We start from the raw sequence: 20,651 nt of genomic DNA, 5'->3' as shown, positions 1-20,651 counted from the left end.
AAAATTACCATCACAAACCAGGACGACGATCATACTTTTTCAAAATGACTGGCATCTTTCCCCCGCTTTCCGCCACACTAGTCGCAGAGAAACGCATTAAGGATCGAGCATGTCAGACCATGAAAACCTGCTGCTGAAGCTACGCCAGGAGGCTTCCGGGTACAGCCCAACACAACAAAAACTCGGTGAGTTTGTCCTCAGCGATCCAGCCCGGGTGCTCTACCTGACGATCACCGAGCTGGCGCGCGAGAGCCACACCAGCGAGGCCAGCGTCACGCGTCTTTGCCGGACGCTGGGCTGCAAGGGCTATAACGAATTTAAAATGGCGCTTGCGCTGGATATTCAGCAGGGCCAGCCCGCGCGTCAGGCGGGCGATGAGATTGATAACGTCGTGGATGAGTCGGTGCAGGCTTTGCAGGATACCGCCCGGCTCCTTGACCGCACGCTGCTTGAAAAGGCCGCACTGGCGCTGCACCAGGCGCAGTCCGTGCAGATTTATGGCGTTGCGGCCAGCGCGATCCTTGGGGAGTATCTCCACTACAAGCTGTTGCGGTTGGGCAAACCCGCGCAGCTGTTCAGCGATATGCACCGCGCGGCCATGAATGCGACAACGCTTTCAAAAGAGACCCTGGTCGTGGCTATCTCCAGTTCGGGTTCAACGCGGGATTTACTCCACGTGGTGAAGCTTGCCCGCAAGCGCGGCGTTAAGGTTCTGGCACTCAGCAATACGCCACGCAGCCCGCTGGCATCCCTGAGCGACATGCTGCTGGTTGCGGCCAAACCAGAGGGTCCCCTGAGCGCGGGCGCACTCAATGCTAAGGTTGGGGTGATGCTGCTGGTCGAGCTGCTGACCACGTCCATGATTGCGCTGGATGGTCATTACGGCGACGTTAGCCAGCAAACAGCCAGCGCCACGCTTCCCCTTTTGCTCTGAAAATCATTCGCAGGCTAAATAAATCGGCCTGCGCCTTATATTGTCTGATTTTCGTTAAGTGGGGTTTTCATCATTTATCCGGCAAATGTTTGGTGTAACAAAGTATTATATTTATTACATTTTGAATTAAGTCCACCATTCGGCACAGACCTTATATAATCAATTAAATTCAACGAGTTAAATTTTAAATTTTAATAGATTGAATTTTTACCATTGCGATAATGTCCAATATCTTCACCTGATTTCCTTTCCTTAAAATAAGCTTAAGACGCCACTGATTTCGGCGTTTTATTATTTAAATGCCGTTTACTTTTGCCCGCCTACAATCCGCCTCATCAATCATAATGAGACGGTATTAATGAAGATGTTATTGATTACAGGCGTGACCGGATTTCTGGGCGGTGCAGTTCTTGAAAAAATTCTGACCAACGATCAATCCATAGAACTCCTTTTGCTTGCGCGCGCCAGCGATCCGCAGAGCGGGCTGGAGCGCGTACTGGAGAATATGCGCAAGTTCAACGTTCCTGAGGACAAACTGGCCTCCCTGAATGTGGACAATATCCTGATTGGCGACCTCAGCCAGCCAGAAGCCTTCCTGAACGATCCCCGTCTGGATCGGGTCACGCATGTCGTGAACTGTGCGGCCGTCGCCTCATTTGGTAACAACCCGCTGATCTGGAAGGTCAACGTTGAAGGTACGCTCGCGCTGGCGCGTCGTATGGAGCAGGTCACAGGACTGCAGCGTTTCCTCCACGTCGGCACTGCGATGTCATGCACGCCGGAGCAGGATTCCCTGGTCGCCGAAAGCGCCGAATTCAGAGAGAATGCTGAACACCTGGTGGAATACACGTTTTCGAAGTCAACCATCGAACAGCTGATGCGCCAGGAGTGCCCTAACCTTCCCCTGCTCATCGCCCGTCCGTCCATCGTCGTTGGCCATACCCGTCACGGCTGCACGCCGTCGAGCAGCATTTTCTGGGTCTTTAGCATGGGCCTGATGCTGCAGAAGTTCATGTGCTCCATGGAAGACCGGATTGACGTTGTGCCGGTGGATTACTGCGCCGACGCGCTGTTAATGTTGCTTAACAGCAACGCGCGTCCGGGGGAAGTGGTGCACATTTCTGCGGGTGAAGAGAACAGCGTTCGCTTTGCGGATATCGATCAGGCGATGGCGCAGGCGCTGGAGAAAGCCCCCGTCGGGGATAAATATGCCCAGGTCAGCTACGAAACGCTGGTCCGAATGCGCCGCGAGTTGAAACATATTTTTGGCCCGTGCAACGAACGTCTGATGCTGAAAGCCATGCGGTTATACGGCGCGTTTGCCACGCTTAACGTGCGCTTCAGCAACGATAAGCTGCTGAGCATGGGAATGCCAAAGCCACCCCGGTTTACGGATTATATCGCCCGCTGCGTGCAAACCACTCAGGGACTGACCATTCCGGAGCAAATGGCGGTCGATTTTAAATAGCCAAAAAAAATGCCAGTCATTCGACTGGCATTTTCATTTTAAGGCTTAAGCAATTATGCCTGGCCTTTGATCTCTTTACGACCGTTGTATGGTGCTTTTTCACCCAGCGCTTCTTCGATACGAATCAGCTGGTTGTATTTAGCAACACGGTCAGAACGGCTCATAGAACCGGTTTTGATCTGGCCTGCAGCGGTACCCACAGCCAGGTCGGCAATGGTAGCGTCTTCAGTTTCGCCAGAACGGTGAGAGATAACCGCGGTGTAGCCAGCGTCTTTCGCCATTTTGATCGCAGCCAGAGTTTCGGTCAGAGAACCGATCTGGTTGAATTTGATCAGGATGGAGTTAACGATGCCTTTCTCGATGCCTTCTTTCAGGATCTTGGTGTTGGTTACGAACAGGTCGTCACCAACCAGCTGGATTTTGTCGCCCAGTACTTTAGTCTGGTATGCGAAGCCAGCCCAGTCAGACTCGTCCAGACCGTCTTCGATAGACACGATTGGGTACTGTTTGGTCAGGTCTTCCAGGAAGTGAGTGAACTCTTCGGAGGTGAACGCTTTGTTGCCTTCGCCAGCCAGAACGTATTTACCGTCTTTGTAGAATTCAGATGCTGCACAGTCCATCGCCAGGGTGATGTCTTTGCCCAGCTCGTAGCCAGCAGCTTTAACTGCTTCTGCGATAACAGCCAGTGCTTCTGCGTTAGAACCCAGGTTTGGCGCATAGCCACCTTCGTCACCAACAGCAGTGTTCATGCCTTTAGCTTTCAGAACTTTAGCCAGGTTGTGGAACACTTCAGAACCCATACGTACCGCTTCTTTCAGGGATTTCGCGCCAACTGGCTGAATCATGAATTCCTGAATATCAACGTTGTTATCTGCGTGCTCACCACCGTTGATGATGTTCATCATTGGTACAGGCATGGAGTATTTGCCTGGGGTGCCGTTCAGTTCAGCGATGTGCTCGAACAGTGGCATACCTTTAGCAGCCGCAGCCGCTTTGGCGTTCGCCAGGGAAACAGCCAGGATTGCGTTCGCACCGAAGTTAGATTTGTTTTCAGTACCGTCCAGATCGATCATGATCTTGTCGATGCCAGCCTGGTCTTTAGCGTCTTTGCCAATGATTGCCTGAGCAATAGGACCGTTTACAGCGCCAACCGCTTTCAGTACGCCTTTACCCAGGAAGCGAGATTTGTCGCCATCGCGCAGTTCCAGCGCTTCGCGAGAACCGGTAGAAGCACCTGATGGAGCAGCAGCCATACCAACGAAACCACCTTCCAGGTGAACTTCGGCTTCAACGGTCGGGTTACCACGGGAGTCGATGATTTCACGACCGATGACTTTAACGATTTTGGACATTAGATTTTCCTCAGTACAAGTTAAACTAAAACTCCAGACAAACAACGCGTACCAAAGGTACGCGTTGCCGTTCTAACTTTTTTTACTTCGCCTGACGCTTCTGGTAGTCGCTGGCGGCTTTAACGAAGCCTGCAAACAGCGGATGCCCGTCACGTGGCGTTGAAGTAAATTCCGGGTGGAACTGGCAGGCGACAAACCACGGATGGTTTGGCACTTCAATGATCTCGACTAACTGATCATCCCCGGAGCGTCCCGCAACACGCAGGCCCGCGGCTTCAATAGGTTTCAACAACATGTTGTTGACTTCATAGCGGTGACGATGGCGCTCGGTGATGACCGGCTCGCCATACAGCTTGCGAACCACGCTATCGTCAGTCAGCTGGCAGGCCTGTGCGCCAAGACGCATGGTGCCACCCAGATCGCTCTTCTCGGTACGGACTTCGACGTTACCTTCTTCGTCACGCCATTCGGTGATAAGCGCCACAACAGGGTACTTACAGTCTGGCACAAATTCCGTAGAGTTCGCGTTTTCCATTCCCGCTACGTTGCGCGCAAATTCGATCAGCGCAACCTGCATACCCAGACAGATGCCGAGGTATGGAATATTGTTTTCACGCGCATAGCGCGCGGTGGCGATCTTGCCTTCTACACCACGGTAGCCGAAGCCGCCAGGGATAAGGATAGCATCCAGATCTTTCAGGATTTCAACGCCACGCGTTTCAACATCCTGCGAATCAATCAGCTTGATGTTCACGGAGACACGGTTCTTCAGACCACCGTGTTTCAGCGCTTCGATCACTGACTTATAGGCATCCGGCAGCTCGATGTACTTGCCGACCATACCGATAGTCACTTCGCCTGCCGGATTGGCTTCTTCGTAAATAACCTGTTCCCATTCAGACAGGTTAGCTTCCGGACAGTTCAAGCTGAATCGTTTACAAATATAATCGTCCAGGCCCTGAGATTTCAACAGGCCCGGGATTTTATAAATGGAATCGACATCTTTCATTGAAATAACGGCTTTTTCAGGCACGTTACAGAACAATGCAATTTTCGCACGTTCGTTCGCCGGAACCGCGCGATCGGAGCGGCAAACCAGGATGTCTGGCTGAATACCAATAGAAAGCAGCTCTTTAACAGAGTGCTGAGTCGGTTTGGTTTTCACTTCACCTGCAGCGGCCATGTACGGCACCAGCGTCAGGTGCATGAACAGCGCGTGTTCACGGCCAATGTCTACCGCCAGCTGACGAATCGCTTCCAGGAATGGCAGGGATTCGATATCACCCACGGTACCGCCGATTTCAACCAGCACCACGTCGTGGCCTTCGCCACCCGCAACAATGCGTTCTTTGATGGCGTTAGTAATGTGCGGGATAACCTGAACGGTTGCACCCAGGTAGTCACCACGGCGCTCTTTACGCAGAACGTCGGAGTAGATGCGGCCGGTCGTGAAGTTGTTACGACGGGTCATTTTGGTGCGGATGAAACGCTCGTAGTGGCCAAGATCCAGATCGGTTTCAGCGCCGTCTTCAGTAACGAACACTTCCCCGTGTTGGATTGGGCTCATGGTGCCCGGATCGACGTTGATGTACGGATCCAGTTTCATCATGGTCACATTAAGGCCACGGGCTTCAAGAATGGCTGCGAGGGAGGCTGCGGCAATGCCTTTACCCAGAGAGGATACGACCCCGCCGGTCACAAAAATATAGTTCGTTGTCATGCTGAACCTGAGAAGTTAGGGTGAAACGATGGAATAACCAGGACGGGAAAGTAGTATACCCGAACACGGCCAGCGCCACAAACTTTCATTCTCCGTCTCCATTCCAGGCCATGACAAACATAAGGAGTGAGAAAATAGCCCCTTTTGGGTAAATGTTTTTGACGCAAATCAAGCGCTTGTCATTTAAAAAATCACACAAATTGCGCTTGATCGCAAAATTTCGTTAGAGATCAGATTCCTGGCGCTTTACTTCCTGCCAGACTTCTTCCATCGCGTCGAGGTCAATACCGCTCATTTCCAGGCCGCGCGAGGCGACAATCCGCTCTACTTCGCGGAAGCGGCGTTCGAATTTCAGGTTGGCTTTTTGCAGCGCCGTTTCCGCTTTTACACCCAGGTGGCGAGAAAGGTTGACGGTCGCAAACAGCAGGTCGCCCATCTCTTCCTCAAGCTTTGCTTCATCCACCACCGCCTGCTGCGCTTCATGCATGACCTCGTCAATCTCTTCGTGCACTTTATCCAGCACCGGGCCGAGAGAGGTCCAGTCAAACCCCACCGCGGAGCAGCGTTTCTGGATTTTGTGCGCACGCATCAGTGCGGGCAAGCTCAGCGGAATGTCGTCCAGCGCGGAGTGCTGGGATTTTTCTGCCCGCTCGGCGCTTTTGATCTGCTCCCAGCGGGCCAGGACTTCGGTGCTGGTTTCTGCGGTAGCGTCACCGAAAATATGGGGATGACGGCGCTCAAGCTTGTCGCTGATTGCTGCGCAGATATCGTCAAAGTTAAAGCGCCCTTCTTCCTGCGCCATTTGTGCATAGAACACCACCTGGAACAGCAGATCGCCCAGCTCGCCGCGCAGGTCGTCAAAGTCTTCGCGGGAAATGGCGTCCAGCACCTCATAGGTCTCTTCAAGGGTGTACGGGGCAATGGTAGCGAAAGTCTGCTCTTTGTCCCACGGGCAGCCGTTTTCCGGGTCGCGCAGGCGTTTCATGATGCCGAGCAGGCGGTCGATTTGAGTCATGGTTATGTCCTGATAAAAAAATGCCGGGTGGCGGCGTTGCCTAACCCGGCCTACGGAAGACGATGTTTAGCCGCCGTGCAGACGACGCGCGTCAATCACATCCGGCACCTGGTTCAGCTTGCCAAGCACGCGGCCCAGCACCTGCAGGTTGTAGATTTCGATGGTCATATCGATGGTGGCAAGCTGCTCGCGGGTATCGCTGCGGCTGGCGACGCCCAGCACGTTGACCTTCTCGTTGGCAAGAATGGTCGTGATGTCGCGCAGCAGGCCGCTGCGGTCGTTGGCGGTAACGCGCACCACCAGCGAGTAGCCAGCGGAATAGCTTTCCCCCCAGACCGCTTCCACGATGCGCTCCGGCGCATGGGACTGCAGCTCGGCAAGCTGGTCGCAGTCGGAACGGTGAATCGAAATTCCGCGCCCCTGGGTGATAAAGCCGACGATATCGTCCCCTGGAATTGGCTGGCAGCAGCGGGCAATGTGGTGCATCAGGTTACCGACACCCTCGACCACCACGCGGCCGTTGTCTTTACTGCGCTGCTGCGGCGCGTAGGTTTTCTGCTGCAGCTGCTTCAGCGCCGCAGCATCCTGCTCTTCCGCGCTTGGCTTATTGAACTGCGCCTGCAGGAAATTCACCATCTGATTCAGACGAATATCACCACCGCCAATGGCCGCTAACAGCTCGTCAAGCTCGTTGAAGTTGTAGCGCGGCAGCAGGAATTTTTCCGCCTCTTTCAGGCTTATCCCGATATGCTCCAGCTCGTCGTCGAGGATTTGGCGACCGGCAAGGATGTTCTTGTCACGATCCTGCTTACGGAACCAGGCGTGAATCTTCGAGCGCCCGCGGCTGGTGGTAACATACCCCAGGTTCGGGTTAAGCCAGTCCCGGCTCGGGTTGGGCTGCTTCTGGGTAATGATTTCAATCTGGTCACCCATCTGCAGCTGATAGGTGAACGGTACAATACGCCCGCCGATTTTCGCCCCGATGCATCGGTGTCCCACATCGCTGTGGATATGGTAGGCAAAATCAAGCGGCGTAGAGCCGGCCGGCAGGTCGACAACGTCCCCTTTCGGCGTAAAGACATACACCCGATCGTCAAAGACCTGGCTGCGCACTTCGTCGAGCATCTCGCCGGAATCAGCCATCTCTTCCTGCCACGCAATCAGCTTGCGCAGCCAGGCAATGCGGTCTTCGTGGCCAGAACGCGCACCGCCGGAGGTGCCTTCTTTGTATTTCCAGTGCGCGGCAACGCCCAGCTCGGCGTCTTCATGCATCTGTTTGGTGCGGATCTGAATCTCAACCGTTTTACCGCCAGGGCCAAGCACCACGGTATGGATAGACTGGTAGCCGTTCGGTTTTGGGTTGGCGACATAGTCGTCGAACTCATCGGGCAGATGACGGAAGTGAGTGTGTACTATCCCCAGCGCGGCGTAGCAGTCCTGCAGACGCTCCGCCACGATGCGCACGGCGCGCACGTCAAACAGCTCGTCAAAGGCGAGGTGTTTCTTCTGCATTTTGCGCCAGATGCTGTAGATATGCTTAGGCCGACCGTAGACTTCGGCGCGCACGTTCTCTTCTTTCATCGCCTGGCGCAGGCCGCCGACAAACTCCTCGATATAGTGCTCGCGGTCAATACGGCGCTCGTGCAGGAGTTTGGCAATCCGTTTATATTCCGCCGGGTGCAGATAGCGGAAGCAGTAATCTTCAAGCTCCCACTTCAGCTGACCAATCCCTAAGCGGTTCGCCAGCGGCGCATAGATGTTCGTACACTCTTTGGCGGCCAGCACGCGCTCGTCTTCCGGCGCATCCTTTACCTCTCGCAGGTGGGCAATACGCTCGGCCAGCTTGATGACCACGCAGCGGAAATCATCCACCATGGCCAGCAGCATCCGGCGAACGTTATCGACCTGCTCTGAGGAGACGGAATCGGTATGCGCGGCTTTAAGCTGACGAATGGCCGCCATATCGCGCACGCCGTGGATCAGCGCGACGACGGATTTGCCGACGCTGTCGCGCAGCACGTCTTCGCTGACCACGTCCGCATCCGCGAGGGGGAAGAGCAGCGCGGCCTGCAGCGTTTCGATGTCCATGTTCAGCATGGACAGGATTTCAACCATCTCAACGCCGCGCCACAGGAGAAGATCGGCGTCGGGATGCCCCTGCGTGGTGCGCAGACAATAGGCCCAGGTTTCGGTTAAGCGTTCACACGACTGCTGGCTGGAAATTCCCAGACTTGCGATCCATTTTTGTGGGTCAAACTCCCCAGCTTTATTGAGATGTGCACTTCTTACCGCAACCATTGTCCTCTCCTTTAGGGACCAGGGCCTGTCGAAGTCGACAAGCCAAACAAATTAGATGTGCTCGAACAACACCATCGATTCCAGATGCCCAGTGTGCGGGAACATGTCCAGCATTGCCAGACGCTGAATCTGGTAACCCGCGCTGAGTAATGCCTCGCTGTCCCGGGCAAGCGTTGCCGGGTTACAGGAAACATAGACCACACGCTTTGGCGCGAGTTTAATAATATGTGCCATCACGCCCGGGGCACCGGCACGTGCCGGGTCGAGCAAAATTTTATCAAAGCCCTGCTTTGCCCACGGCTGTTGAGTGACATCTTCCTCAAGATTTTGATGAAAGAATGTCACATTTTGCAAGCCGTTCTGCCGCGCGTTCTCCTGCCCTTTCGCCACCAGCGCCTCAACGCCTTCCACGCCGACGACGCTGGCCGCTTCTCGCGCCAGCGGCAGCGTGAAGTTGCCCATTCCGCAGAACAGATCGAGCACCCGATCGCTTTTCTGGACATCCAGCCACGCCAGCGCTTTCGCCACCATCTGCTGGTTAACGCCATCATTGACCTGAATGAAATCCCGCGGGCTAAACGTTAAGCGTAGCCCGTTTGACGCATACCAGGGTGCCTCACCGGTAACCTGCTCAAGTATCTCGCTTTGTGGTGCCAGGAAAAGCGCCAGGTCGTGGGAATGCGAAAAGCGTTCCAGTTTTTCGCGATCTTTTTTCGACAGCGGTGCGGTGTGGCGCAGCACCATCAGCGGGCCATTGTTTGCCATGACCAGTTCGACGTGCCCGAGATGGCGTACGCCGTCCAGCCCGGAGAGGCAGATGCGCACTTCCGGAAGCAATGCCTCAAGATGGGGCACCAAAATGGGGCACTGCTTCACGTCAACGATGTCGCTGGAGCCGGCTTTGCGAAACCCCATCTCCAGACGTTCCGTTTTTGGCTGATAGCTGAGGCTCAGGCGCGCGCGCCGACGATAGCCCCAGGGCTCGTCGGCAACAATTTCGTTAACGTCATGTTTGAGCAGACGCGCCAGCGCGCGGCTTTTACTTTTTTGCTGTAATTCTGTGCTCGCATGCTGTTGCTGGCAGCCGCCGCAAACGCCAAAATGCGGGCAGCGGGGCTTCTCGCGCTCCGGGCTATCGTTGAGACGACGCTTAACCTGTCCGCGCGCGAACTGACGTTTATCTTCCGTCAGCGTAATTTCTGCTCGTTCTGCTGGCAGTAAACCTGTTATAAACAGAGCCTTACCATTGTGACGTGCTACTCCCTGACCAAACGGATCGAGGTCCGTGGCTTCAACAGTAATGATTTCACGCGTCGTCACGCGTCGCTTTGCAGAGTAGAATTGCGCCATCGCCGAGATTTTTCTCACATAAACATAATTATCTTAATTGTCCCATAACGGAACGCCATGACCAACTACAGCCTGCGCGCGCGCATGATGATTTTGATCCTCGCCCCCACCGTTCTCATCGGTTTGCTGCTGAGTATCTTCTTTGTGGTGCACCGCTATAACGATTTGCAGCGGCAGCTGGAGGATGCAGGCGCCAGCATCATCGAACCGCTGGCCGTATCCAGCGAGTACGGCATGAACCTGCAAAACCGCGAATCCATTGGGCAATTAATCAGCGTACTCCACCGCCGCCACTCGGACATCGTACGCGCCATTTCCGTTTACGACGAACATAACCGGCTGTTTGTCACCTCGAACTTTCATCTCGATCCGGCGGCCCTGAAGATCCCGGACGGTACGCCGTTCCCGCGCCACCTCACCGTATTGCGGCGCGGCGATATCATGATCCTGCGCACGCCGATCGTGTCGGAAAGCTATTCCCCCGATGAGTCCGCGCAATCCGACGCCAAATCCAGCAATAATATGCTGGGATATGTGGCGCTGGAGCTGGATCTCAAGTCGGTACGGCTACAGCAGTACAAAGAAATCTTCATCTCTGGCGTGATGATGCTGTTCTGCATTGGCATTGCGCTGATCTTCGGCTGGCGCCTGATGCGCGACGTGACGGGCCCCATCCGCAACATGGTTAACACGGTTGACCGCATCCGCCGGGGACAGCTCGACAGCCGTGTGGAAGGGTTTATGCTGGGCGAGCTGGACATGCTGAAAAACGGCATCAACTCGATGGCGATGTCGCTGGCGGCCTATCACGAAGAGATGCAGCACAACGTTGACCAGGCGACGTCCGACCTGCGCGAAACGCTGGAGCAGATGGAGATCCAGAACGTTGAGCTGGATCTGGCGAAAAAGCGCGCCCAGGAAGCGGCGCGTATCAAGTCGGAATTCCTTGCCAATATGTCGCACGAGCTGCGCACGCCGCTCAATGGCGTGATCGGCTTTACCCGCCTGACGCTCAAAAGCGAGCTCAACCCCACTCAGCGCGATCACCTGCACACCATTGAACGCTCGGCCAACAACCTGCTGGCGATCATCAACGACGTGCTGGACTTCTCCAAGCTGGAAGCGGGCAAGCTGATCCTGGAGAGTATTCCCTTCCCGCTGCGCAGCACGCTTGATGAAGTGGTGACGCTGCTCGCGCACTCGTCGCACGATAAAGGCCTGGAGCTGACGCTTAACATTAAAAACGACGTGCCGGATAACGTTATTGGCGATCCGCTGCGCCTGCAGCAGGTCATTACCAACCTTGTCGGGAATGCCATTAAATTCACCGAAAGCGGTAATATCGACGTCCTGGTAGAGAAACGCTCGATCAGCAGCAATAAGGTTCAGATTGAAGTCCAGATCCGCGATACCGGCATCGGTATTCCGGAGCGCGACCAGTCGCGTCTGTTCCAGGCGTTCCGTCAGGCGGACGCCAGTATCTCCCGCCGTCATGGCGGCACCGGTCTGGGGCTGGTGATCACCCAGCGTCTGGTGAACGAGATGGGCGGCGATATCTCTTTCCACAGCCAGCCGAACCGCGGTTCAACCTTCTGGTTCCACATTAATCTGGACCTTAATCCGAACGTGCTGACCGACGGTCCGATGACGGACTGCCTGAAGGGCAAGCGACTGGCCTATGTTGAGCCTAACGCCGCAGCGGCGCAGTGTACGCTCGACATATTAAGCACCACGCCGCTGGAGGTGGTCTACAGCCCAACCTTCTCCGCCCTGGCCGTTGAGCATTACGACATCCTGCTGATGGGGATCCCGGTCACCTTTACCGGCGAGCTGACCATGCAGCAGGAGCGGCTGGCGAAAGCCGCGTCGATGACCGACTATCTGCTGCTGGCGCTGCCTTGCCACGCTCAGCTGAATGCAGAAGAGTTAAAAAATGACGGAGCCGCCGCGTGTCTGCTAAAACCGCTCACCGCGACCCGTCTCCTGCCTGCGCTCACGGAGTATTGCCGTCTTAGCCAGCATGCCCTTCCGCTGATTAACGATGAGCAAAAATTGCCGATGAGCGTGATGGCGGTGGATGATAATCCGGCCAACCTGAAGCTGATTGGTGCATTGCTTGAGGACCAGGTTCAGCATGTTGAGCTGTGCACCAGCGGCGCGCAGGCGGTTGAACAGGCTAAGCAGATGCAGTTCGATTTAATCCTGATGGATATTCAGATGCCGGGCATGGACGGCATCCGGGCCTGCGAGCTGATCCACCAGCTGCCGCATCAGCAGCAAACGCCGGTCATTGCGGTCACCGCACATGCGATGGCTGGCCAGAAGGAGAAGCTGCTGAGCGCCGGGATGAACGATTACCTGGCAAAGCCCATCGATGAAGAGAAACTTCATAGCCTGCTGCTGCGATATAAGCCGGGTCATATCGGCGGGACGTACACGGTTTCCAGCGAGCAGGCTGAGGTAAGCGTTAATCAGAACGCCACCTTTGACTGGCAGCTTGCGCTGCGCCAGGCGGCAGGTAAACCCGATCTCGCCCGCGACATGCTGCAAATGCTGGTCGCATTTCTGCCGGAGATCCGCAATAAGGTGGAAGAGCAGCTGGTGGGTGAAAATCCGGAAGATCTGCTGGACGCGATCCACAAGCTACACGGCAGCTGCGGGTACAGCGGCGTGCCGCGGCTGAAAAACCTCTGCCAGCTGCTGGAGCAGCAGCTGCGTGCCGGTACGCCGGAATCGGAGCTTGAACCGGAGTTCCTGGAGCTGCTGGATGAAATGGATAATGTGACGCGGGAAGCGATGAAGGTGTTGGGAAGCTGAGGTAAATGCCCGGTGGCGCTACGCTTACCGGGCCTACAGGTGCACTAACGTAGGCCGGGTAAAGCGAAGCCGCCACCCGGCAACCACAGCTAAAATGCCTGCCCCACTTTCAGCACCGCAGCGATATTCCTTGCGGTCATCCTGACGTTCTCGCTGGCATTTTCCAGCGCGTCTTCCAGGGAGCAGATGGTGTAGATCACGCTAAACACTGCATCAATGCCGTGATCGTGTACTACGCCAACGTCCGCCGTCAGGCTGCCAGCAATGCCAATAACGGGTTTGTTAAAGCGTTTCGCCACCTTCGCCACCCCCACCGGGACTTTGCCGTGGATCGTCTGGCTGTCAATGCGGCCTTCCCCGGTGATCACCAAATCCGCATCGGCCACCTGGTCGGCCAGGTGTAGCGCATCGGTCACGATCTCAATGCCCTGGCGCAGCTGCGCGCCGCAAAAGGCGTACAGCGCCGCCCCCATGCCTCCTGCCGCTCCGCCGCCAGCAAGGTTTAGCACGTCGATATCCAGATCCCGGGCAATGACTCTCGCATACTGCGCCAGCGCGTTGTCCAGGGTGACGATCATCTCGGGTGTGGCACCCTTTTGCGGTCCAAATACGGCTGACGCACCGTCCTTTCCGGTGAGTGGATTCGTGACATCACAGGCGACTTCTATCCGACACTCCGCCAGACGTCTGTCCAGCCCGCTCAGGTCGATACGCGCGAGTTTTCCCAGTTCGCCTCCGCCCTGCCCAAGAGGTTGTTCGCTCGCGTCGAGCAATTTAGCGCCCAGCGCCTGCACCATCCCTGCTCCGCCGTCATTGGTGGCGCTGCCGCCAATGCCAATGATGATATGCTTAACGCCCGCATCCAGCGCATGCCGAATCAGTTCGCCCGTGCCCCAGGAGGTGGTTTTCAGAGGATTACGCAGTGAAGGGACGACCAGCTCCAGGCCGCTTGCCGCCGCCATTTCAATAAAGGCGCTCTGCTCGTCACCGGATAAGCCATAAAACCCGTCCACGCGCTCACCCAGCGGGCCGGTCACCGGAACATGCACAATGCGTCCCTGCGTTGCCGCGATCATCGCCTCAACCGTCCCTTCGCCGCCGTCCGCAACCGGCAGTTTGACGTAAACCGCCTCGGGAAAGATCTCGCGAAAACCACGTTCTATCGCTGTCGCAACCTCAAGCGCACTCAAACTTTCCTTATACGAGTCCGGTGCGATAACAATTTTCATAAGCCATCCTTACGCATAGTCGTTACGTTAAGCATACACCACGTAAAAGACCGCCCATGGGAGCGGTCCCAATGCGTTTATCGTACCATGCACGGGCGTTTATTGTCGAATGTCCAGTCGGGGATCAGATACTGCATCGCCATCGCGTCATCGCGCGCGCCCAAACCGTGTTTCTGGTACAGCTCATGGGCCTTCACCACCTGGTCCATATCCAGCTCAACCCCCAGCCCCGGAGTGGAAGGCACCTGAACCATGCCACCTTTGATTTCAAACGGCTGCTTAGTCAGACGCTGATTACCCTCCTGCCAGATCCAGTGCGTGTCGATAGCGGTAATCGTCCCCGGAGCGGCAGCGGCAACGTGCGTGAACATTGCCAGCGACACGTCGAAGTGGTTGTTAGAGTGCGAGCCCCAGGTCAGGCCAAACTCATGACACATCTGCGCCACGCGCACCGAGCCCTGCATCGTCCAGAAGTGCGGGTCCGCCAGCGGAATGTCGACAGATTGCAATGACAGCGTGTGTCCCATCTGACGCCAGTCGGTAGCAATCATATTGGTCGCGGTTGGCAGCCCCGTTGCGCGGCGGAATTCCGCCATCACCTCACGGCCCGAGAAGCCTTGTTCTGCCCCGCACGGATCTTCCGCATACGCCAGCACGCCTTTCAGCTGCTTTCCGATTTTGATCGCTTCATCAAGCGACCATGCTCCGTTAGGATCCAGCGTCACGCGCGCCTGTGGAAAACGTTTTGCCAGTGCGGTGACGGCTTCCGCCTCTTGTTCCCCGGCCAGCACGCCGCCCTTCAGTTTGAAATCATTAAAGCCATATTTTTCGTACGCGGCTTCCGCCAGGCGCACCACCGCATCCGGGGTCATCGCCTCGTCGTGACGGAGTCGGTACCAGTCGCATTGTTCATCCGGCTGGCTCTGATACGGCAGCGGTGTCAGCCTGCGGTCGCCGACAAAGAACAGATAGCCCAGCATTTCCACTTCGCTGCGCTGCTGTCCTTCACCCAACAGCGACGCGACGTTGACGCCCAGATGCTGACCCAACAGATCCAGCATCGCGGATTCAATCCCGGTCACCACGTGAATGGTGGTACGCAGATCGAAGGTCTGCAGGCCACGTCCCCCGGCATCGCGATCGGCAAAGGTGTTGCGCACGGTGTTCAGGACATTTTTGTACTCACCCAGCGTTTTGCCCACGACCAGCGGAATGGCATCTTCCAGCGTCTGGCGGATCTTCTCCCCGCCCGGAATTTCGCCCACGCCCGTATGGCCGGAATTGTCTTTGATAATGACAATATTGCGGGTAAAGAATGGCGCATGCGCGCCGCTCAGGTTCATCAGCATGCTGTCATGGCCCGCAACCGGAATGATTTGCATGGAAGTGACGACAGGGGTCGTAAAGGTACTCATCGTGTAATCCTTTTATCAGTGACGTCCAAAAACAGGGCGCTTACGGTCAAATGTCCAGCCGGGGATAAGGTACTGCATCGGGCCCGCGTCGTTACGCGCGCCGCCCGGCAATTTTTTATACGCCTCATGGGCTTTATGGATCCGATCCCAGTCCAGCTCCACGCCCAGGCCCGGCGCATCCGGTACGGCAATTTTGCCATTGATGATTTCCAGCGGATTTTTCGTCAGGCGGGCTTCGCCTTCCTGCCAAATCCAGTGCGTGTCGATGGCGGTCGGGTTACCCGGCGCAGCGGCGCCAACGTGGGTAAACATCGCCAGCGAAATATCAAAGTGATTGTTCGAATGACAGCCCCAGGTGAGTCCCCAGTCATCGCACAGCTGCGCCACGCGGACCGCGCCTGAGAGCGTCCAGAAGTGCGGGTCCGCCAGCGGTATGTCGACGGCGTTCAGCATCACCGCATGGCCCATTTCGCGCCAGTTGGTGGCGATCATATTGGTCGCCACCGGCAGTCCGGTGGCCCGACGGAACTCGGCCATCACTTCGCGGCTCGAAAAGCCCTGCTCCGCGCCGCAGGGGTCTTCCGCATAGGTCAGGACATCTCCCAATCCTTTGCACAGGCTAATGGCTTCATCCAGCAGCCATGCACCGTTTGGGTCAACGGTGATCCGCGCATCCGGGAAGCGCTTTTTCAGCGCCCGGGCCGTTTCAATCTCCTGCTCGCCGGGCAGCACGCCGCCCTTCAGCTTGAAATCCTTAAAGCCGTAGCGATCCTGCGCCGCCTCGGCCAGCCGCACCACCGCGTCGCTGGAGAGCGCTTCCTGGTGGCGCAACTGATACCAGTCGTGTTCGCCCGCGGTTAGGGCCAGATAGGGGAGATCGGTTTTATTGCGATCGCCAATGTAGAACAGATAGCCCAGCACGGTGACCGCATCGCGCTGTTTGCCGGGCCCCAGCAGTTCGCAGACCGGGACATTGAGCGCCTTACCCAGTAAATCAAGCAGAGCCGCTTCCAGCGCGGCGACCGCATTGACGCGCAGTTCAAACGTCCAGGCACCGTTACCGAACGTCTCAAAGTCTGCCGACTGGTTGCCCTTATGCACCCGCTGAACCACCTTGTTCAGACGGGCAATCTCCTGCCCCACGACCTGCGGAATGGCATCGACCAGCGTCTGGTAAATCACCTCTCCGCCAGGGGCCTCGCCCACGCCGGTATTCCCTGCGCTGTCTTTTAGCACGACGATATTACGGGTAAACCAGGCGTTATGCGCGCCGCCAATATTGAGCAGCATGCTGTCCTGCCCGGCCACCGGAATAACCTTCATCTCCGTAACGGTTGGGCTCGATTGCGTTGTCATGATCTACGCTCCGCAACAGGTTTAAGTTCGACGCGTTTGATATCCCCCACCAGCACCAGGTAACTCAGTACCGCCACCAGCGCATGCACACCCACGTAAATCAGCGCACCGTTGAAAGAGCCGGTGGTGCCGACGATGTAGCCGATAGCGATGGGCGTAACAATCCCGGAGATGTTGCCGAACATGTTGAACAGACCGCCGCTCAGGCCGCTGATCTCTTTCGGTGCCGTATCCGCCATCACCGCCCAGCCCAGCGCGCCAATGCCTTTGCCGAAGAAGGCCATCGCCATAAAGCCGATAATCATCCATTCGGCATTGACGTAGTTACAAAACACCATTGTCATGGAGAGCAGCATGCCGAGCACGATAGGCGTTTTACGTGCGATGTTCAGGGAACCGGTGCGGCGCATCAGCCAGTCGGAAATCACCCCGCCGAGCACGCCCCCCACGAAGCCGCAGATTGCCGGGACCGAGGCGACAAACCCCGCTTTCAGAATCGACATGCCGCGTGCCTGCACCAGGTAAACCGGGAACCACGTAATGAAAAAGTAGGTTAAGGCGTTAATACAGTACTGGCCCAGATAGATGCCGATCATCATGCGCGAGCCGACGAGCTGCCTGATCTGCGCCCATTTCTGGCTGAACGGCACTTTCGCCGTCGAGGATTTCTGATCCATGTTGATCAGCGCGCCGCCTTCCGCGATGTACTCCAGCTCTTTTTTGTTTACGCCAGGATGCTGGTTGGGTTCGTGGATCACTTTCAGCCAGATAAAGCTGATGACGATCCCGAGTCCGCCCATAAAGAAGAAAACGTGTGACCAGCCCACCTCATGGGTCAGCCAGCCCATAATGGGCGCAAAGATCACCGTCGCGAAGTACTGTGCGGAGTTGAAAATCGCCACCGCCGTTCCCCTCTCCTGCGCCGGGAACCAGGCCGCCACAATGCGGCTGTTGCCCGGGAAGGAAGGTGCTTCCGCTAGCCCCACCAGGAAGCGCAGCGTGAAGAGCGCCACGATAATGCCGAAGCCGCTGAAGATATCGACGAAGCCCTGCAGCAGGGTAAAGGCAGACCAGATGAAGATGGACCAGAAATAGACGCGTTTCGAGCCAAAACGGTCCAGCAGCCAGCCGCCAGGAATTTGCCCGATGACGTAGGCCCATGAGAATGCAGAGAAAACGTAACCCATCCCCACCGGATCAAGGCCGATATCTTTTGCCATTTCCGAACCGGCAATCGACAGCGTGGCGCGGTCACCATAGTTAAAGGACGTGACGATAAACAGCATCACCACTATCCAGTAGCGGGCATTGGTGCGCTTTTCAGCGCTGCTCGCTGCGTGGCTTAATGTACTCATTGTTGCACTCCTGAAACATAGCTTTCGCCTGGTTCATTCTGTACAGCACCGGTAGGGTAATCAGAATGAGATTGGTTTTTGTCGTTTTGGTACGGCCTGACGCCGTTTTATAGTGACCGGAAAAGTATATGAAGGAGTGCCTCATCACCTCACCGTGCAGAAACACAGTATTAAAGGATGTATGAGAGGTTGTTTATGGCATAAGCCCAAAGCAGTGGAAGATGCTTCACGGAATCGAGGATTTGGTGTGGCTTCGTTGCCGGGTGGCGGTTAAGCCTTACCCGGCCTGGAGAACTATTTAAGCAGCGTTGCCCAGTGTTCGACCCACGGGTTTGATTCGCTTTCTGGCTCCGGGTGCTCGCCCGCGTCAATCAGCAGCATCTCGCCGACGCGCTGGGCGCTCTGTTCCTGCAGGAGCGCATCGAACTGCTTGCCGCCGCCGCAGAAGTTAGCGTAAGAGCTGTCGCCGAGGGCGATGATGCCGTAGTGAACATCTGGCTGATAGCCAAGCTGGTCTTTAATGCCCTGGAACAGCGGCACGATGCTGTCCGGCAGGTCGCCCTGCCCGGTGGTGGAGGTCACCACCAGAATGTATTTATCTTTATACTTTTCCCAGTCCGCCAGCTCCGGATCTTCATAGACCGTGGCTTTATGGCCCTGGCTGGCGAGTATTGCCTCAGCCTCTTCCGCAACCAGCAGCGAGTTGCCGTACATTGTGCCGACAAAAATGCCTACTTCAGCCATGCTATTTTCCCATATTGAATGCGCTTACTCTTCATCCTGAACGTTGCCCGATACAAACTCAACCCTTTCATTTTCGGGGAGTTGTCCCAGCCAGCCAAACTGTGACAGCGCCTGCATCCAGACGTCGTCCAGCCGCGCACGGATAGTCAGCGGCTCGTCGGTAAACGGGTGCGTCAGGCTGAGCTCGCTCGCGTGCAGCATCAGACGATGGCAGCCAAAGTGTTCGGCCGCGCTGCGGTTCTGGCGTAAATCACCGTGTTTGCTGTCGCCAATAATCGGGTGGCGCAGATGCGCAAGGTGGCGTCGCAGCTGGTGCTTACGCCCGGTTTTGGGCAGAAGCTCAACCAGGCTGTAGCGCGTGGTCGGAAATTTGCTGGTTGCCACCGGCATTTCCGTCGTCGCCATACCGCGATAATCAGTCACGGCGGGCTGCGGGCCTTTGTCATCGCGGGCAAATTTATCGGCGATTTTGTCCAGCTCCTCCACCAGCGGGTAGTCCAGCGTGGCGGACTCGGTCAGCCAGCCCCGCACGATCGCGTGGTAGCGCTTCTGGATCTGATGTTGTTCAAACTGCTGCGCCAGCAGACGCCCCGCCTCGCTGGAAAGCCCCATCAGCAGCACGCCGGAGGTCGGCCGGTCGAGACGATGGGCGGTAAAAACATGCTGACCAATCTGATCGCGAACGGTCTGCATCACCACCACTTTCTCATCACGATCGAGCCAGCTGCGGTGTACCAGCCAGCCGGACGGTTTATTCACCGCCACCAGCCACTCGTCCTGATAGAGGATCTCAAGCGTCATGCATCTTCACCGGCAAACAGGGAATCCAGTTTTTCCAGTTCGACCAGCATGACGTCGCGCGCAGGATGCGTCGCTTCGAGCGCCATTTCATAATAGGGAGAGACAGCAAACGCCTGCGGCAGCGGATGACCGCCCTCAAGCAGGGCGTGCATGCGCGGAATTAACACCCACTGCAGCCACTCAAACGGGGCCAGCGTATCCAGGCAGAAAGGCTGGGTGCTCGCGAACGCTTCTGGCTGCGGCGCGGTCTCCTGCCACAGCTGATGTTGGCGCAAAAGGGCTTCGATGGCGTGCAACTGAGCACGAACGCTATCGTGTTGCGTCATAGTAACCTCAACTGAAAAAGTGAACGGCGCGCAGCATAGCATTGCGGAAGGCAGAAATAAAAAAAGGGAGCACTGTAAAAACAGTGCTCCCGGTTCGTTTCGCAGCATTCCAGCTACAATTCGTGCTCCCTGCTCATCCGTGACAACTTTTCCTGAAGCCCGAAGGCCTGGTCATCCGTCTACCTTTTGCATCCTTCACACATCTTCCTGACGTGTTTGTTTCATCCTGAAACGTCCTGGCCTTCCTGACCCACCGACCATCCTGACCGGCTCTCATTCTCCTTCCTGGAGGTGTCCCTTACGCATCCTGCGTTATCCGCTTCGCTTCATCCTGAAGCCTTCCTGCAGCGCCATCCTGACGAGTCCTGACTGAGAAACGCCATCATCCTGATGTTCGTTTCTCGTGTCGGCTTCCTGTCGACGGAGATAGAATCCGCTATTCCGCTTCGTCTTACAACCCACTCAGCCAGC

At 56.4% G+C, this 20,651-nt stretch carries 15 protein-coding genes; 3 read left to right on the top strand and 12 right to left on the bottom strand.

The features are described 5' to 3' along the window. Positions 1-109: 109 nt before the first annotated feature. Both AC4IBF_RS04270 and AC4IBF_RS04265 read left to right on the top strand, forming a co-directional pair. A complete protein-coding gene (locus AC4IBF_RS04270; RefSeq protein WP_024909265.1) occupies positions 110-934 on the top strand; it encodes a MurR/RpiR family transcriptional regulator in 825 nt (274 codons plus the stop codon). 358 nt (positions 935-1,292) lie between these two features. Next, positions 1,293-2,402, top strand: coding sequence for an SDR family oxidoreductase (locus AC4IBF_RS04265; protein ID WP_115876180.1), 1,110 nt, complete (start codon positions 1,293-1,295; stop codon positions 2,400-2,402). Positions 2,403-2,455: 53 nt separating this feature from the next. Here AC4IBF_RS04265 and eno read toward each other — a convergent pair whose 3' ends face one another. The 5 genes from eno to rlmD form a co-directional block, all read right to left on the bottom strand. Continuing rightward, positions 2,456-3,754, bottom strand: a complete 1,299-nt coding sequence (gene eno, locus AC4IBF_RS04260; protein WP_024909267.1) for a phosphopyruvate hydratase — start codon at positions 3,752-3,754, stop codon at positions 2,456-2,458. Between the two features lie 82 nt (positions 3,755-3,836). Next, positions 3,837-5,474 (bottom strand): glutamine hydrolyzing CTP synthase, encoded by a 1,638-nt coding sequence (pyrG, locus tag AC4IBF_RS04255; protein ID WP_032648095.1) that lies wholly within the window; start codon positions 5,472-5,474, stop codon positions 3,837-3,839. A gap of 223 nt (positions 5,475-5,697) precedes the next feature. After that, positions 5,698-6,489 carry a nucleoside triphosphate pyrophosphohydrolase gene (gene mazG / locus AC4IBF_RS04250; protein WP_143345462.1) on the bottom strand — a complete coding sequence of 264 codons (792 nt, stop codon included), beginning with the start codon at positions 6,487-6,489 and terminating at the stop codon, positions 5,698-5,700. Between the two features lie 66 nt (positions 6,490-6,555). After that, positions 6,556-8,787, bottom strand: coding sequence for a GTP diphosphokinase (gene relA, locus AC4IBF_RS04245; protein ID WP_008499628.1), 2,232 nt, complete (start codon positions 8,785-8,787; stop codon positions 6,556-6,558). A gap of 51 nt (positions 8,788-8,838) precedes the next feature. Next, positions 8,839-10,137, bottom strand: a complete 1,299-nt coding sequence (gene rlmD / locus AC4IBF_RS04240) for a 23S rRNA (uracil(1939)-C(5))-methyltransferase RlmD (protein WP_288462645.1) — start codon at positions 10,135-10,137, stop codon at positions 8,839-8,841. Positions 10,138-10,194: 57 nt separating this feature from the next. On the opposite strand from rlmD, the gene barA reads away from it, so the two are divergent. After that, on the top strand, positions 10,195-12,954 hold the full coding sequence (gene barA / locus AC4IBF_RS04235; protein ID WP_111965439.1) for a two-component sensor histidine kinase BarA: 2,760 nt from the start codon (positions 10,195-10,197) through the stop codon (positions 12,952-12,954). An 89-nt stretch (positions 12,955-13,043) separates the two neighbouring features. Here the strand turns inward: barA and AC4IBF_RS04230 are convergent, their stop codons facing one another. From AC4IBF_RS04230 to AC4IBF_RS04200, 7 genes are all read right to left on the bottom strand, one after another. Next, entirely contained in the window at positions 13,044-14,183 is a 1,140-nt protein-coding gene (locus AC4IBF_RS04230; protein ID WP_133295067.1) for a glycerate kinase, read from the bottom strand. A 77-nt stretch (positions 14,184-14,260) separates the two neighbouring features. Next, positions 14,261-15,598 (bottom strand): glucarate dehydratase, encoded by a 1,338-nt coding sequence (gudD, locus tag AC4IBF_RS04225; protein ID WP_491463167.1) that lies wholly within the window; start codon positions 15,596-15,598, stop codon positions 14,261-14,263. A gap of 15 nt (positions 15,599-15,613) precedes the next feature. Beyond that, positions 15,614-16,954 carry an enolase C-terminal domain-like protein gene (locus AC4IBF_RS04220; protein ID WP_491463166.1) on the bottom strand — a complete coding sequence of 447 codons (1,341 nt, stop codon included), beginning with the start codon at positions 16,952-16,954 and terminating at the stop codon, positions 15,614-15,616. Further along, positions 16,951-18,309 (bottom strand): galactarate/glucarate/glycerate transporter GudP, encoded by a 1,359-nt coding sequence (gene gudP / locus AC4IBF_RS04215; protein ID WP_115876186.1) that lies wholly within the window; start codon positions 18,307-18,309, stop codon positions 16,951-16,953. Before gudP ends, AC4IBF_RS04220 begins: the two co-directional genes overlap by 4 nt. 294 nt (positions 18,310-18,603) lie before the next feature. Continuing rightward, on the bottom strand, positions 18,604-19,053 hold the full coding sequence (locus AC4IBF_RS04210) for a flavodoxin (protein WP_029741558.1): 450 nt from the start codon (positions 19,051-19,053) through the stop codon (positions 18,604-18,606). Between the two features lie 24 nt (positions 19,054-19,077). Further along, positions 19,078-19,854: a tRNA pseudouridine(65) synthase TruC gene (gene truC / locus AC4IBF_RS04205; protein ID WP_252093608.1), complete on the bottom strand. Its 777-nt coding sequence runs from the start codon at positions 19,852-19,854 to the stop codon at positions 19,078-19,080. Then, the gene (locus AC4IBF_RS04200) at positions 19,851-20,180 is read right to left on the bottom strand and encodes a YqcC family protein (protein ID WP_047173524.1); all 330 of its coding nucleotides are present in this window, start codon (positions 20,178-20,180) and stop codon (positions 19,851-19,853) included. The genes truC and AC4IBF_RS04200 overlap by 4 nt, the downstream gene beginning before the upstream one ends. Positions 20,181-20,651: the final 471 nt, after the last annotated feature.

The sequence above is a fragment of the Enterobacter sp. Taxon_8 genome, from assembly GCF_058354585.1.
This window is presented reverse-complemented; position numbering and strand designations above follow the sequence as displayed.

What these genes read in the sequence shown, in the direction of transcription:
- AC4IBF_RS04270 (WP_024909265.1), top strand. Translation starts at nt 110, where the DNA reads ATGTCAGACCATGAAAACCTGCTGCTGAAGCTACGCCAGGAGGCTTCC.
- AC4IBF_RS04265 (WP_115876180.1), top strand. Translation starts at nt 1,293, where the DNA reads ATGAAGATGTTATTGATTACAGGCGTGACCGGATTTCTGGGCGGTGCA.
- eno (WP_024909267.1), bottom strand. Translation starts at nt 3,754, where the DNA reads ATGTCCAAAATCGTTAAAGTCATCGGTCGTGAAATCATCGACTCCCGT.
- pyrG (WP_032648095.1), bottom strand. Translation starts at nt 5,474, where the DNA reads ATGACAACGAACTATATTTTTGTGACCGGCGGGGTCGTATCCTCTCTG.
- mazG (WP_143345462.1), bottom strand. Translation starts at nt 6,489, where the DNA reads ATGACTCAAATCGACCGCCTGCTCGGCATCATGAAACGCCTGCGCGAC.
- relA (WP_008499628.1), bottom strand. Translation starts at nt 8,787, where the DNA reads ATGGTTGCGGTAAGAAGTGCACATCTCAATAAAGCTGGGGAGTTTGAC.
- rlmD (WP_288462645.1), bottom strand. Translation starts at nt 10,137, where the DNA reads ATGGCGCAATTCTACTCTGCAAAGCGACGCGTGACGACGCGTGAAATC.
- barA (WP_111965439.1), top strand. Translation starts at nt 10,195, where the DNA reads ATGACCAACTACAGCCTGCGCGCGCGCATGATGATTTTGATCCTCGCC.
- AC4IBF_RS04230 (WP_133295067.1), bottom strand. Translation starts at nt 14,183, where the DNA reads ATGAAAATTGTTATCGCACCGGACTCGTATAAGGAAAGTTTGAGTGCG.
- gudD (WP_491463167.1), bottom strand. Translation starts at nt 15,598, where the DNA reads ATGAGTACCTTTACGACCCCTGTCGTCACTTCCATGCAAATCATTCCG.
- AC4IBF_RS04220 (WP_491463166.1), bottom strand. Translation starts at nt 16,954, where the DNA reads ATGACAACGCAATCGAGCCCAACCGTTACGGAGATGAAGGTTATTCCG.
- gudP (WP_115876186.1), bottom strand. Translation starts at nt 18,309, where the DNA reads ATGAGTACATTAAGCCACGCAGCGAGCAGCGCTGAAAAGCGCACCAAT.
- AC4IBF_RS04210 (WP_029741558.1), bottom strand. Translation starts at nt 19,053, where the DNA reads ATGGCTGAAGTAGGCATTTTTGTCGGCACAATGTACGGCAACTCGCTG.
- truC (WP_252093608.1), bottom strand. Translation starts at nt 19,854, where the DNA reads ATGACGCTTGAGATCCTCTATCAGGACGAGTGGCTGGTGGCGGTGAAT.
- AC4IBF_RS04200 (WP_047173524.1), bottom strand. Translation starts at nt 20,180, where the DNA reads ATGACGCAACACGATAGCGTTCGTGCTCAGTTGCACGCCATCGAAGCC.